Genomic DNA, 12,476 nt, shown 5'->3' with positions numbered 1-12,476 from the left:
ACCATGGCCACCCCGAACACCACCTCCGCCGGTACCGTCACCTCCCACCCCTCGGTCGCCGTGAGCGCCCCCACGAAGGGCTGGAACGCCGCCGCCCCGGACACCCCGGACGGCGCCGCCACCACCCTGATGAACCTGGAGGACGTCAGCGTCCACTACGGAAGCTACGAGGCGGTCCGGGGCACCTCGATGCCGATCCGGCAGAACCAGATCACCGCCATGATCGGCCCCTCCGGGTGCGGCAAGTCCACCATCCTGCGGTCGCTGAACCGGATGAACGACCTGATCCCGGGTGCCCGGGTGACCGGCACCGTCAGCTACCACGGGCAGGACATCTACGCCAAGGGCGTGGACCCGATCCAGGTCCGTCGCCGGATCGGGATGGTGTTCCAGAAGCCGAACCCGTTCCCCAAGTCGATCTACGACAACGTGGCGTACGGGCTCCGGATCAACGGGATCAAGGGCAAGCTCGACGACCACGTCGAGGAGGCCCTGACCGGTGCCGCCCTCTGGGACGAGGTCAAGGACAAGCTCAAGACCAGCGGACTGGCCCTCTCCGGTGGGCAGCAGCAGCGGCTCTGCATCGCCCGGACGATCGCCGTCAAGCCGGACGTGATCCTGATGGACGAGCCCTGCTCGGCGCTCGACCCGATCGCCACCAGCAAGATCGAGGATCTGATGTACGAGCTGTCGAAGTCGTACACGATCGTCATCGTCACCCACAACATGCAGCAGGCCGCGCGGGTCAGCCACTACACCGCGTTCTTCACCGCCGAGGTGGACGAGAAGCAGGTACGCCACGGTCGGCTGGTGGAGTTCGACCAGACCTCGCGGATCTTCACCAACCCCGGTGACAAGCGGACCGAGGACTACATCACCGGCCGCTTCGGCTGACCGGTGACCCCGTACGCCGGGGTGGAACACGGGAACGGGTCGGTGCGGCCGGGTGGCCGGCTGCCGGGGGAAGGTGATGTGTCCGTCGACGACGCGGGTTCGAAGTTGGTGCACATCGCCGTGCCGGCGGCGTACGTGCAGCACGTCGCGGCGCTCCTGGCCGAGCTGGACGACTGGGGGGTGCAGGCGCGGCCGGTGCCCCGACAGCCCCGTCCCCGCCCACCGGAGGCCGCCGACTGGCCGACGGCGGAGCTGAGGCAGTTCGCCCGGGGGCGGTCCAAGAGCCACGGTACGGTCCTGCGGATGCTGGACCTGCTCTCCACCCGGCCCGGCGAGTGGTTCTCGGCGGAGGAGGTGTGCGCCACGATCGGGGTGCCCCGACACCGGCTCGGTGGTGCCCTCGCCGGGGTGAGCCGGATGCTGCGCGCCCACCCGGCCTTCCGTGACCTCGGGCTGCCGTTGAACAGGTACGTCCCCAGCTCGCTCGACGGGGAGACCGGCACCTTCTACTGGATCAGCCCCGAGCAGGCCCGACGTTGGCAGGAGATCCGCGCCGAACCGACCTGACCCGGGTGGGTCTCAGCCCCGGTGGTAGTTGACGTGTGCCGCCCAGCCGGCGAAGCCGAGCCGCTCGTAGAGGGACACCGCCGCCCGGTTGGAGTCGTCGACGTAGAGCATCACCCGGTCCAACCCGCGCCGGTCCCGCAGGTACGCCAGCCCGGCGGTGGTCAACGCCCGACCGAGGCCGCCGCCGTGGGCCGCCGGGTCGACGCCGACCACGTACACCTCGCCCATCGGTGGTGAGCCCGGCCGCTCGTGCACCTTCGTCCAGTGGAATCCGAGCAGCCGGTCGGTGGCGGTGTCCACGGCGAGCAGGAAACCGTCCGGGGCGAACCAGGGTTCGTCGAGGCGTACCCGCAGGTCGGACTCGGTCCACCGGCCCTGCTCGGGATGGTCGGCGAAGGCCCGGCCGTTGACCGCCAGCCAGGCTGCCTCGTCGGCGCCGGGGCGGAACGCCCTGATCGTCACCCCGTCGGGCAGGCGGGGTGGCTCGATCGGCGCGGTCAGGGACCGGCGCAGCTGCCACAGCACCCGGGCACGGGTGAAGCCGAGGTCGACGGCGAGCGCGGCGGCCGACGGGTGGTCGCCGTGGGACCAGGCGCGCACCGGCCCGGTCACCGCCGCCAGGACGCCTCGGGCCAACGCCCGTCCGGTGCCCCGCCTGCGGTGGGCCGGGTGCACCACCAGGTCCACCCCGGTCCCGGTGGCGGTGTCGGTGACGTCGAGGTGGGCGTACCCGGTGAGGGTGCCGTCGTGGGCGCGGGCGGTGAGGTGCACGGCCGGGGCCTCGGGGTCGCGCAGGCGCAGGAGGACGTGCTCGTCCAGCGGTTCGGCCCCGTCGGCGTCGGCGGCCGCCCGGACGACGGCCAGGACCTCGGTCACCTCGGCGGCGGAGAGCCGGTCGGCCCGGCCCACCCGGTCGGTGGTGGGCTCGGTGCTGCTCACCCGGTCGGTGGTCGGTTCGGCGCTGCTCACCACGTCACGGTAACCGCTGGGACCGACCTCGGTACGCCGGTGCCCGGGGTGGGGCAAGGGTCGGACGGGTGTCGGTGCGGGCGGGACCGGTCAGGTCGCGCCGTCGGGTAGGGCGGCGAGGCGGAACCGGCTGGTCAGGTCGGGCAGGGCGTAGCGCAGGGCGTCGACGGTGCCCTGGCGGTCGCCGCCGGCGTCGTGCAGGAGCACCACCGAGCCGGGCTGGACGTAGGTGGTCAGGACGTCGGCGATGCGCTGCGGCCCCGGTGCCCGCCAGTCCGACGGGTCCACCGTCCAGTGCAGCGGGGTCATGCCCAACTCCCGGGCCGCCGAGACCACCGGGTACGTCCACGCCCCGCCGGGTTGCCGGAACCACACCACCGGGGCGTCCGGTACGGCGGCCCGGATCGCCTGGCTGGTCCGGACGAGGTCGGCCCGGATCACGTCGGGCGAACGCTTGCCGAGCAGGAGGTCGTGGTTCCACGAGTGGTTGCACAGGGTGTGCCCGTCGGCGGCGATCGCCCGGACCAGGTCGGGGTGGTTGCGCGCGTTCTCGCCGACGACGCAGAAGGTGGCCTTGAGTCCGTACTCGCGCAGCACCTGCAACACCTGGGGGGTGTAGCTCGGGTCGGGGCCGTCGTCGAAGGTGAGGGCCACCGCGTCGGTGCCGGTGGTGAGCTGGCTGCCGTAGAGGCCGTCGTCACTGGAGGAGGAGGGGACAGGCGAGGGTCCGCCGCTCTGGGGCGCCTCGTCGGGTCCGCCGGGGGGTGGGTCCACGGTGCCGGTCACCGGGGGTTGTTCGGCGTACTGGGTGCCGGTCATCCCGGCACCGAGGCCGGGGGACTGGAGCGCGGCGGGGTCGGCGACCAGGCTCCGCCCGAGCGCGTACGCCGAGCCCAGGAGCGCCACCACCACCAGGGTGACGAGCGCGACGGTCCGCCCGGCGGTCGCGGCCCGCATCAGGCGTTCCGTCCCGGTACCTCGGGTGGGTTCGGGCCACCCGCTGCCCGGCTCCCCGTGTTCACTGCACGCACCGTGGTCCCTTCCTCGCTAATCCGGCAGTCAGAATAGAGCCGGCGAGAAGGGCGAATGGTGCGTATCGGGATAATCGCCCGAGGTGACGGGTCAGGCGGGTACGGGAGCCTTTTCGGTCTCCGGGAGCGACCGGGACGGCGGCACGACGAACTTGTAGCCGACCTGGCGGACCGTGCCGATCATCGACTCGTACTCCGAGCCGAGCTTGGCCCGCAGTCGACGGACGTGCACGTCGACGGTCCGGGTGCCGCCGAAGTAGTCGTACCCCCAGACCTCGCGCAGCAGCTGGTCCCGGGTGAACACCCGGCCCGGGTGCTGGGCGAGGAACTTCAGCAGCTCGAACTCCTTGTAGGTGAGGTCGAGGGGGCGGCCCTTGAGGCGGGCGGCGTAGGTGTCCGGGTCGATGGTCAACTCACCGGCCCGGATCGAGCCGCCGGCCCCGCTGGTGGCGTTGCTCAGTCGGCCGACCGCCAGCCGCAGTCGGGCCTCCACCTCAGCCGGTCCGGCGGAGGCGAGGATGACGTCGTCGACGCCCCAGTCGGCGTTGAGGGCGATCAGCCCGGCCTCGGTGACCACCGCGACGAGCGGCACCCCGAGCCCGGTGGCGTGCAGCATCCGACAGGTCGCCCGGGCCTCGCTCAGCTCGGAGCGGGCATCCACCAGGACCGCGTCCGGGCTGGGACCGGCCACGAGGGTGCGTACGTCGCGCGGTGCGGTCCGCACCGAGTGCGGCAACAGATCCAGCGCGGGCAGGACTGCCGATGGTTCGCCTGCGCGTGCGGTCACCAGGAGTAGGAGTTCCACACGATCACCTCCGTCCGGCGGCTGTACGCCGCGCGCGACCGGCGGCGTCCGGGGAGGCGTCGCCGGCAGTTGACGTTGGCCCGGCGTCAGGGGCCGGCCCTCACGCCGCTGTCAGGAACTGACGAGCGCAGTGGTCGGGGCTGACGTCTCGTTCCCGGCATCGCTGGCGGGCGGGTGTCGGCACGAGCCTAACCGATGGCTCACGCCTGGCCATTCCGCCTTATCCCGTTCATCACTTGTGCCCCATCTTGTAGGCCAGGTTTTAACGTGGCCGAAACCGTGTCCCCCGGACTCGACGCCCGGTCTGGCACGATCGGTACGTGCATCCCTCCAGCCCGCCCGGGACCGGGCGCGATCCGTGGGCCGACGACGACGCGGGCCCGAGCGCCACCGCGCCGACCCCGCGATCCGGCCCGACCGACGCGGAACCCCCGGCCAAGCGGAGCCGACCGCGCCGGTTCCGCAAGAGCGGCGAGGCGGCACGTCGCCCCGACGACGAGCCCGACCCGACCGAGGACGAGGTCGACGACGAACCACCCGTCGAGATCTCCCGGCCGCTCTCGCTCACCGTCGCCGGTTTCGCCGTGCTCCTCGGCATCGGCCTGGTCCTCGGTGCGCTGACCGCCGGCCCCGGGCACCGGTTGCCCTTCGCGATCATCCTGTTCGGTGTCCAACTCCTGTTCATCCTGGCCTGGACGATGGCGGTCCGACCCCCCGCGCTCCTGGTCGTCGCCGTGGTCAGCGCCGGATCCGCGGTGGCCGCCAACGTCGTCGCCGTCCGCTCCGCCGAGCCCGGGCTCGCCCCCCTGGGGTACGTCGTGGTGGCCGGATTCGTGGTCGCCGTCGCCGGTCAGCTCGTCCGCCGGACCGACCGGGCCCGGGTGACCGACTCCCTCGGGGTCACCCTGCTCACCGTCCTCGGGGTGGTCGCCTTCGCCGGACTGCTCGTCCTCAGCCGCATCCCGGCCGGAACCCAGGCCGTCACCGTCTGCCTGACCGCTGCCGGGGTGGCGCTGGCCGTGGCCCGGTCCACCGACGCGGTGCTCGTCTGGCCCCGCCTCGCCCCCCAGGTGCCGCGAGCCGCAGCCGGAGTGGTGATCGGGGCGATGGTCGGCACCCTGGCCAGCGCGGTCTTCGGGAGCTTCCTGGTGGCCCCGTTCACCCCCTCCCGGGCCGCGCTGATCGGGCTGCTCGCGGCGGTCACCGCCGTCCTGGCCGACCTCGCCCTCGGGTACGCCGAGGTGGGCCGGGTGATGGCCGGTGAGCCCCCCACCATGTGGATCGCCCGGCATCTCCAGGGTCCGCTCGGCGGCTTCGCGATGGCCGCCGCAGCGGCGTACCCGATGTGTCGGTTGTTGCTGTGAACCGCCGATTGAGGTTTCCTCGCATCGGGTAAACCGCACCCCTGCGGCCACGACTGTGGATCCGCACGACACCTTCGAGGAAGTGGAGGCGGCGTGGCCGACAGCTACCCGACGTCCGACGGCCGGCCCCGACGATCAGGTCGACCCCGGCGGCGGGGACGCAAGGTGCTCGTCACCCTCGTCGTCCTGGTGCTGCTCCTCGGCGGGTTGGCGGTCGCCGCCGACCGGGTCGCCGTCTCGGTCGCTGAACGGACCATCGCCGACCAGGTGCAGCAGGAGGTGAGCCGACAGCGGATCGACTCCGCAGCCCCGCAGGTGGAGGTGGCCGGCTTCCCCTTCCTCAACCAGGTCGTCGCCGGCCGCTACGAACGGATCAGCATCCAGCTGCGCGACGTACGCGGCTCGGTCCAGGGCAACGCCGTCAACCTGCCCACCCTCGACGTCGACGCCCGCAACGTCCGGGCCTCCCTGGACACCCTGCGGACCGGGCAGGGCGACGTGGTCGCCGAGACCGTCGACGGCACCGGCACGATCACGTACGACAGCCTCGCCGCGCTCCTCGACCGGCCGGGACTCAAGCTCGGCGAGCGCGACGGTCGCCTCGCGGTCACCGCCCCGGTGGACATCCTCGGCCAGGAGCTGACTGTCAGCGGGACCGCCGAGGTCACCGTCGGCGACCAGGGTCAGGTGGCACTCAAGGTCGACGAGGTGGACGCCGAGGGGCTCCCCGCCCTGCCGCTGGCCCGCACCCTGCTCAACCAGTGGGCACAGGGCATCTCGATCGACGTCCCCCTGCCGGAGTTGCCGTTCCAGTTGACGGTCCGGGAGGTCCGGCCGCTGCCCGGTGGCCTGGAGGTGACCGCCGACGCCCGGGAGGTTCCGATCAACCAGCGTGTCGGATAGCCGTCCCGGATGGTGGTCGGCGGGTGGCATTCGGCGCGAGGACTGGTAGCGTCGCTGCCCATGGGGACGTTCCTCACGAAACGGCGCGTGGTCGACCTGTGCCGCGTGGCCACCTGCCTGTGTTGCTCCGCCATCTGACGGCGGGGCTGTCCCTGGCTGCCTGAAGCAGCCATCCGGCACGCGGGTTCTCTCGAACCCCGATCGCCTCCCCTGAACGCCCGGCAGCGGCGCCGTCGCACGAACCCGTGATCCGCCAAATCCATGGGATCCCGCGCGTGGTGCGACCACCTTTTCCACGCGCTGGCTCACCACCAATCCTCACCAGGGAGAGATCTGATGAGTCGCGACACCGCACTCGTCTCGGCCGAGTGGGCCGAGAAGAACCTCGACGCCCCGGGCGTCGTCTTCGTCGAGGTCGACGAGGACACCTCGGCCTACGACACCGGGCACATCGCCGGCGCCGTCAAGCTCGACTGGAAGACCGACCTCCAGGATCCGGTCCGCCGGGACTTCGTGAACAAGGACCAGTTCCAGGCGCTGCTCTCCGAGCGGGGCATCGGCAACGACGACACCGTCGTCCTGTACGGCGGCAACAACAACTGGTTCGCCGCGTACGCGTACTGGTACTTCAAGCTCTACGGCCACCGCGACGTCAAGCTGCTCGACGGCGGTCGCAAGAAGTGGGAGCTGGACGCCCGCCCGCTGGTCACCGACGCGGTGCAGCGCCCCGGCACCCAGTACGTCGCGCAGGAGCCGGACAACACCATCCGCGCGTTCCGCGACGAGGTCGTCGACGCCATCGGGGTCAAGAACCTCGTCGACGTGCGGAGCCCCGACGAGTTCGCCGGTCGGCTGCTCGCCCCCGCCCACCTCCCGCAGGAGCAGGCCCAGCGGGCCGGCCACATCCCCACCGCGATCAGCGTGCCGTGGTCCAAGGCCGCCAACGAGGACGGCACCTTCAAGTCCGACGACGACCTCCGCAAGATCTACGGCGAGGCGGGGTTGGACGACGGCAAGGAGACCATCGCGTACTGCCGGATCGGCGAGCGCTCCTCGCACACCTGGTTCGTGCTCCAGGAGCTGCTCGGTCACCAGAACGTGAAGAACTACGACGGCTCCTGGACCGAGTACGGCTCGCTCGTCGGCGTGCCGGTCGCCCTCGGTGACGAGCCCGGAAAGGCGTGATCGAGATGACTGCTCCCACCGCCGCCGGTTGCGCCGCGCCCGACCAGGCCGCGCCGCTGCCCGCCAGCCTCGACCTGGAGAAGGAGACCGTCATCACCGGTCTGGTGACGGCCGAGTCCGGCGAGGTCGTGCCGGGCGCGTACGTCCGCCTGCTCGACTCCACCGGTGAATTCACCGCAGAGGTGGTGACCTCCCCGGCCGGGCAGTTCCGGTTCTTCGCCGCTCCGGGTGCCTGGACCCTGCGGGCACTGTCCCGGCACGGCAACGGCGACACCGCCGTCACCGCTGCCCGGGGCGTGAACGAGGTAGCCGTCACCGTCGCTGCCTGAGACGGAGGGAAGGGCACCCTGCCGACGCCTACGGCACGGCAGGGCGCCCCTCTCACCACGGACGAACGGCTCGGGCCGGTCACCCCATGGGGTGACCGGCCCGAGCCGTTCGCGTCACCCGCCCACAAGGGACGCCACCCGCCCACAAGGGCCTGTCGGAGATCTTGGAGGGAATCGGCCCCTCGGGGGCCACCCACTGCCATGATCTAGTGGCTGAGGGTGGGAATCGGGTGGGTTGGGGAGGGGTGAGGCCGGGTTGAGCTGGGCGTTTAGCCTTGAGGGATGTTGATGTTGCGCCGGGCGGCCGTGTTCGTGGGCGTCCTGACCCTCAGCTCGACCGTTCTCGTCCCGCCGGCTGCGGCCACGACGCCGGTAGGGGGCACGACGCCGGCTGCGGTCACCGAGCCGGCAGGGGGCATCAGGTCGGCGGCGGCGACGCAGGCGGCTACGACGGCGTATGACCTGCCGGCGACGTCGGTGGCAGGGGCGTCGGTGGCGGTGGCGCCGGTGGTGCGCGGGCTCCCGGCCGAGCGGCCGATGCGTCTCGACACCCAGGTCGTCGACGAGGCCGACGTGCTCGGCGACCGGCGCGGCGAGGTGCAGTCGGCGCTCCAGGAGCTGCGGCAGGAGACCGGGCTCCAGCTTTTCGTGGTGTACGTGCAGACGTTCAGCGGACGCAGCGCGCAGAACTGGGCCGACGAGACCGCCGAGCGCAGTGACCTGGGCACCCGGGACGCCCTGCTGGCCGTCGCCACCCGGGACCGGTCGTACGCGTACTCCTTCGACCGGGACTATCCGCTGACCGACGCCCAGCTCGACCAGGTGGCCCGGGTGGCGATCGAGCCTCCGCTCGGCGCGAACGACTGGGCGGGTGCGGCGATCGGGGCGGCCGACGGGTACCAGGCGGTGCTCGACAGGACCACGATCCCGGAGCCGACCATCCAGCCCGGCCCCCCGGACACCCCGTCGAGCGGGGAGCGGGCAGCCTCGTTGGCGAAGGTCCTCGTACCGCTGGGGTTGATTCTCGCCGGGCTTCTGGCGCTCTGGCTGGTGCCGAAGGCGCGGCGACGCAAGCAGGCGCGGGAGTCCGCCGCGTTGGCGAAGGCGAAGACCGAGGAGATCGCCGGTCGGGCCAACGTCCTGCTGGTCGAGCTGGACAACGAGCTGCGCGCCAGTGAGCAGGAACTCGTCCTCGCCACCGGACAGTACGGGCCGGAGGCCACCGCGTCGTTCACCGCGGCCCTGGCGGCGGCCCGCGCCGAACTGGGCGAGGCGTTCCGACTCCGTACCAGCCTCGACCAGGACGAGAACATCGACGACCCGACGCGACGACAGCGTCTCCTGGAGATCGTCGAGCGGTGCGAGCGGGCCGACAAGGGCCTCGACGCCGAGGCGGAGGCCTTCGAGAAGCTACGCGGGATCGAGCCCCGGGTGACCGAGTTCCTGACCGCACTGGCGACCCGTCGGGCCGACCTCGACCAGCGGGCGGGACGGGCCGAGGCCACCATGACCTCCCTGCACCGCCGGTACACCGACTCGGCGCTGTCCACGGTGGCCGGTGACGTGACCGAGGCCCGGGAACGGTTGGCCTTCGCCGCCGCGACGCTCGACGAGGCCGGGGCCGCGGCCCGCGAGCAGGCCCTGCCCCGGGCGGCACTGGGGGTACGGACCGCCGAGGAGGCACTGGGGCAGGTGGAGACGCTGCTCGACGGGATCGAACGGCTCGACGGTGACCTCACCGCCGCCCGGGAGGCGGCCGACGCCCTCCTCGCCGAACTGGACACCGAGATCGCCCAGGGCCGCGCCCTCCTCGCCGGCCGGCCCCTCCCATTGCCGCCCGGCCAGCCCCCGATGCACGGCCAGCACTCGATGCCGGGTCAGCCTCCGGTCGCCGGTCAGTATTCGACGCCGGGGCGTCCCGGGGTGCCGGGCGGTGGGGAACTTCCGCCGGAGCGGCAGGCCGAGTTGACCGCCGCGGTGACCCGGGCGGAGCAGGTGACCGCCGCCGTACGCGCGGAGTTCGCCGGACCGACGACGGACCCGCAGGCGGCGGTGCACCGGCTGGAGGAGGTGGACGCCGCCATGGACCGGGCGCTGGCCAGCTCGATCGAGGCCGCCCAGCGGGTGGCCCGGGCACGTTCGCTGCTTCCCCGGAGCATCCAGGTGGCCGCCGCCGAGATCGACTCGGCGAGCCGGTTCGTGCACACCCGGCGTGGTGCGGTCGGCCAGCATCCCCGGGTCCTGCTCGCCGAGGCCGGTCAGCACCTCGACCGGGCCCGGTCCCTCGCCGAGGTCGATCCGGTCACCGCGTTGGCCGCGGCACAGCAGGCGTCCACGCTCGCCGGTCGGGCCTCCCAGGCGGCCCGGTCCGACGTGAACACCTGGAACCAGGGTGGCTTCGCTGGGCATGGCGGAGGCTCCGGCGGTGACGCCTTCTGGGGCGCCCTGCTCGGCGGGATCCTCTCCGGCAACTCGTCGGGCGGAACCTGGGGCGGCGGGTACGGCGGCAGCTCCAGTCGGTCCCGGCGTAGCAGCTCCAGTTACCGGTCCAGCGGTTCCAGCCGCAGGTCGAGCGGTTCGAGCAGTCGTCGCAGCGGTGGTGGCCGCAGCAGCGGTGGCCGTCGGGGCGGCGGCGGCCGCTTCTGACCGCAGTCCGGCAGTCCGGCGGGTTAGCCCGCGCCGCCGGGCCAGGTCAGCGCAGGAGTCGGCGGGCGCAGTCGCCGTGGTGCTCCGGGCGGAGCACGCAGCGGCGGCCGTTGCCCACCAACCGGTCGCAGAAGACCTGATGCTGTACGCCCGGCAGGCCCTCCTCGCTCAGCGTCGTCTCGCCGAGCACCAGCTCCGGCAGGAACGCCAACGACCTGGAGACCGTCCGCGCCAACAGGTGTGCGGCGGCCAGGTCCGCGACCCGTACGGTGAGATGGACGACGTACCGGGGGCGCTCGCCGTCGTCGGACGTGGTCACGACCAGCCGCCCGGGGTGAACTGGCGCTGCCAGTCCCGTAGGGCCCGTTTGATCCGGAGGTTCTCCTCGCGTACGGAGCCCAGCTCGGCGTGCAGGCGGTCCAGGTCGCGGGCGACCCGGTCGAGGAACCAGGCGACCTCGATCGGGTCCAGCCCCCGTCGGACCAGGGTGAACTGTCGCTGTTGGACCTGCTCGCGCCGCAGCGGCCGGTGCTCGGCTCCGGGTGCCGCCGGTCGGTGCCGCCCTGACCGCCGGTGGCCCTCCGCGATCGGGTCGCGGTGTCGACCGGTGTTGGGCGGGCGGACGGTGGCTCGGCCGAAGGCGGTGTGACCGGGCGATGCGCCCGTCCGGTCGGGCCGGGCGATGCGCCCGCCCGGTCGGGCCGGGTGGTCGAGCCCGTCCGGTCGGGCCGGGTGGGTGGGGCGGTTCGGGGCCGCCAGCGGAGGTGCCGGAACGGGTTGCGCAAGGTCGACCACCTTTCGGCGAGGACCCCGTACCCGGGGTGTGGGGGTTGTCGGGGCTGGGACGGATCCACCGTGGACCCGCCCCAGCCGGTGTGAGCTCTGCCCGTTGCCACGCGAGGAGCGCTCTGGGAGCCAACTTATTCGAATGAGTCAACGCAGAGTGAGTGTGTGTTTACGGCTGCTTGTCGTGGTGGCCTCTGCGTGATCGAATCTTGGTTGCCACGCGAGGAGTGCCATGCCTGCTACGCCCGACTACCTGCGGATCTCGAACGCGATCATGGACGAGGTCCGGAGCGGAAAGCTCAAACCCGGCGCGAAGCTGCCGTCGATCGCCCAACTCTGTGCGCTGCACGGGGTCGGCGCATCGACCATCCAGCAGGTCTACGTCAGGCTGGAGGCGCTGGAGGTCGTCGACCGACACCAGGGCAAGGGCGTCTTCGTCACCGACCCGTCCACCTGGCTGCGCAAACCCTGACCGCCGCCCGCCCCGCCACCGGAAGTCAGTCAGCGGTCAAACCCATGGCAATGGCCTTCGAATGAGCTAGCATCCGGCTCATGACCGCAGCTCATGCCTTCGAGTACGAGATTCCTGAGCATGCGCCCGCGCCTGTCGAGGCGGTCGAGCAGGCCGAAGGCGGCAAGGTGGTCTACCTCACCCGGCGAGGGCGGCGGGTTGCCGCCGTCGTGCCGACGGCAGTGGCGGAGCAGAGTGATCTCGACGAGGTCGAGGCGTTCTGGGAACGGCAGGAGAGTCAGGTCGCCGCAGCCTGCCGGCGGATGTGGGCCGCCGTCGCCGACGAGGACGAGGGGATCCGTGACGTGATGCGGCAGTCCATCGAGCGCATCATGTCCGGTATCGAAGACGAGGCTGACGCCGCGATCGGCAGCATCGCCCTGAACCGGCTCACTGAGGAAGGTGCTGCTGTTTCCTGGCAGCAGGCAAAGCGAGAACTCGAACTGTGACGTGGCGATTGAAGATCACCCCGCGCGCAGCCAAGCA

15 protein-coding genes are annotated in these 12,476 nt (G+C 72.1%); 10 read left to right on the top strand and 5 right to left on the bottom strand.

Annotated elements, in window-relative coordinates:
* The first annotated feature begins 3 nt into the window (after positions 1–3).
* Together pstB and WHN02_RS02515 are read left to right on the top strand one after the other, a co-directional pair.
* The gene (gene pstB / locus WHN02_RS02520; RefSeq protein WP_434741873.1) at positions 4–894 is read left to right on the top strand and encodes a phosphate ABC transporter ATP-binding protein PstB; all 891 of its coding nucleotides are present in this window, start codon (positions 4–6) and stop codon (positions 892–894) included.
* Positions 895–972: 78 nt separating this feature from the next.
* Positions 973–1,461, top strand: coding sequence for a hypothetical protein (locus WHN02_RS02515; RefSeq protein WP_434741872.1), 489 nt, complete (start codon positions 973–975; stop codon positions 1,459–1,461).
* Between the two features lie 12 nt (positions 1,462–1,473).
* Here the strand turns inward: WHN02_RS02515 and mshD are convergent, their stop codons facing one another.
* The 3 genes from mshD to WHN02_RS02500 form a co-directional block, all read right to left on the bottom strand.
* Positions 1,474–2,400, bottom strand: coding sequence for a mycothiol synthase (gene mshD / locus WHN02_RS02510; protein WP_434743791.1), 927 nt, complete (start codon positions 2,398–2,400; stop codon positions 1,474–1,476).
* Between the two features lie 120 nt (positions 2,401–2,520).
* On the bottom strand, positions 2,521–3,387 hold the full coding sequence (locus WHN02_RS02505; protein WP_434741871.1) for a polysaccharide deacetylase family protein: 867 nt from the start codon (positions 3,385–3,387) through the stop codon (positions 2,521–2,523).
* Between the two features lie 165 nt (positions 3,388–3,552).
* Complete coding sequence (locus WHN02_RS02500; protein ID WP_350894612.1) at positions 3,553–4,266, bottom strand: winged helix-turn-helix transcriptional regulator; 714 nt, start codon at positions 4,264–4,266, stop codon at positions 3,553–3,555.
* 320 nt (positions 4,267–4,586) lie between these two features.
* Between WHN02_RS02500 and WHN02_RS02495 the strand changes: the two genes are divergently transcribed.
* From WHN02_RS02495 to WHN02_RS02470, 6 genes are all read left to right on the top strand, one after another.
* Entirely contained in the window at positions 4,587–5,630 is a 1,044-nt protein-coding gene (locus WHN02_RS02495) for a hypothetical protein (RefSeq protein WP_434741870.1), read from the top strand.
* Between the two features lie 93 nt (positions 5,631–5,723).
* Positions 5,724–6,533, top strand: a complete 810-nt coding sequence (locus WHN02_RS02490; RefSeq protein WP_434741869.1) for an LmeA family phospholipid-binding protein — start codon at positions 5,724–5,726, stop codon at positions 6,531–6,533.
* Between the two features lie 9 nt (positions 6,534–6,542).
* Positions 6,543–6,671 (top strand): Ms5788A family Cys-rich leader peptide, encoded by a 129-nt coding sequence (locus WHN02_RS02485; protein ID WP_350894609.1) that lies wholly within the window; start codon positions 6,543–6,545, stop codon positions 6,669–6,671.
* Between the two features lie 198 nt (positions 6,672–6,869).
* A complete protein-coding gene (locus WHN02_RS02480) occupies positions 6,870–7,718 on the top strand; it encodes a sulfurtransferase (RefSeq protein WP_434741868.1) in 849 nt (282 codons plus the stop codon).
* Between the two features lie 5 nt (positions 7,719–7,723).
* The gene (locus WHN02_RS02475; protein WP_434741867.1) at positions 7,724–8,047 is read left to right on the top strand and encodes a DUF1416 domain-containing protein; all 324 of its coding nucleotides are present in this window, start codon (positions 7,724–7,726) and stop codon (positions 8,045–8,047) included.
* A gap of 282 nt (positions 8,048–8,329) precedes the next feature.
* Positions 8,330–10,693, top strand: coding sequence for a TPM domain-containing protein (locus tag WHN02_RS02470; protein WP_434741866.1), 2,364 nt, complete (start codon positions 8,330–8,332; stop codon positions 10,691–10,693).
* A gap of 46 nt (positions 10,694–10,739) precedes the next feature.
* Here WHN02_RS02470 and WHN02_RS02465 read toward each other — a convergent pair whose 3' ends face one another.
* Together WHN02_RS02465 and WHN02_RS02460 are read right to left on the bottom strand one after the other, a co-directional pair.
* A complete protein-coding gene (locus tag WHN02_RS02465) occupies positions 10,740–11,012 on the bottom strand; it encodes a hypothetical protein (RefSeq protein ID WP_434741865.1) in 273 nt (90 codons plus the stop codon).
* Complete coding sequence (locus tag WHN02_RS02460; RefSeq protein WP_434741864.1) at positions 11,009–11,488, bottom strand: DivIVA domain-containing protein; 480 nt, start codon at positions 11,486–11,488, stop codon at positions 11,009–11,011. The genes WHN02_RS02465 and WHN02_RS02460 overlap by 4 nt, the downstream gene beginning before the upstream one ends.
* 223 nt (positions 11,489–11,711) lie before the next feature.
* Between WHN02_RS02460 and WHN02_RS02455 the strand changes: the two genes are divergently transcribed.
* Both WHN02_RS02455 and WHN02_RS02450 read left to right on the top strand, forming a co-directional pair.
* Positions 11,712–11,951, top strand: a complete 240-nt coding sequence (locus tag WHN02_RS02455; protein ID WP_434741863.1) for a winged helix-turn-helix domain-containing protein — start codon at positions 11,712–11,714, stop codon at positions 11,949–11,951.
* A gap of 80 nt (positions 11,952–12,031) precedes the next feature.
* On the top strand, positions 12,032–12,439 hold the full coding sequence (locus WHN02_RS02450; protein WP_434741862.1) for a hypothetical protein: 408 nt from the start codon (positions 12,032–12,034) through the stop codon (positions 12,437–12,439).
* Positions 12,440–12,476: the final 37 nt, after the last annotated feature.

It is taken from the genome of Micromonospora sp. SH-82 (assembly GCF_051132485.1).
In the GTDB taxonomy this organism is placed as follows: Bacteria; Actinomycetota; Actinomycetes; order Mycobacteriales; family Micromonosporaceae; genus Micromonospora.
This window is presented reverse-complemented; position numbering and strand designations above follow the sequence as displayed.

Bases quoted from the DNA above. Each gene is read 5' to 3' on its own strand.
- pstB (WP_434741873.1), top strand. From the start codon at position 4: ATGGCCACCCCGAACACCACCTCCGCCGGTACCGTCACCTCCCACCCC.
- WHN02_RS02505 (WP_434741871.1), bottom strand. From the start codon at position 3,387: ATGCGGGCCGCGACCGCCGGGCGGACCGTCGCGCTCGTCACCCTGGTG.
- WHN02_RS02485 (WP_350894609.1), top strand. From the start codon at position 6,543: ATGGTGGTCGGCGGGTGGCATTCGGCGCGAGGACTGGTAGCGTCGCTG.
- WHN02_RS02480 (WP_434741868.1), top strand. From the start codon at position 6,870: ATGAGTCGCGACACCGCACTCGTCTCGGCCGAGTGGGCCGAGAAGAAC.
- WHN02_RS02475 (WP_434741867.1), top strand. From the start codon at position 7,724: ATGACTGCTCCCACCGCCGCCGGTTGCGCCGCGCCCGACCAGGCCGCG.
- WHN02_RS02470 (WP_434741866.1), top strand. From the start codon at position 8,330: ATGTTGATGTTGCGCCGGGCGGCCGTGTTCGTGGGCGTCCTGACCCTC.
- WHN02_RS02455 (WP_434741863.1), top strand. From the start codon at position 11,712: ATGCCTGCTACGCCCGACTACCTGCGGATCTCGAACGCGATCATGGAC.
- WHN02_RS02450 (WP_434741862.1), top strand. From the start codon at position 12,032: ATGACCGCAGCTCATGCCTTCGAGTACGAGATTCCTGAGCATGCGCCC.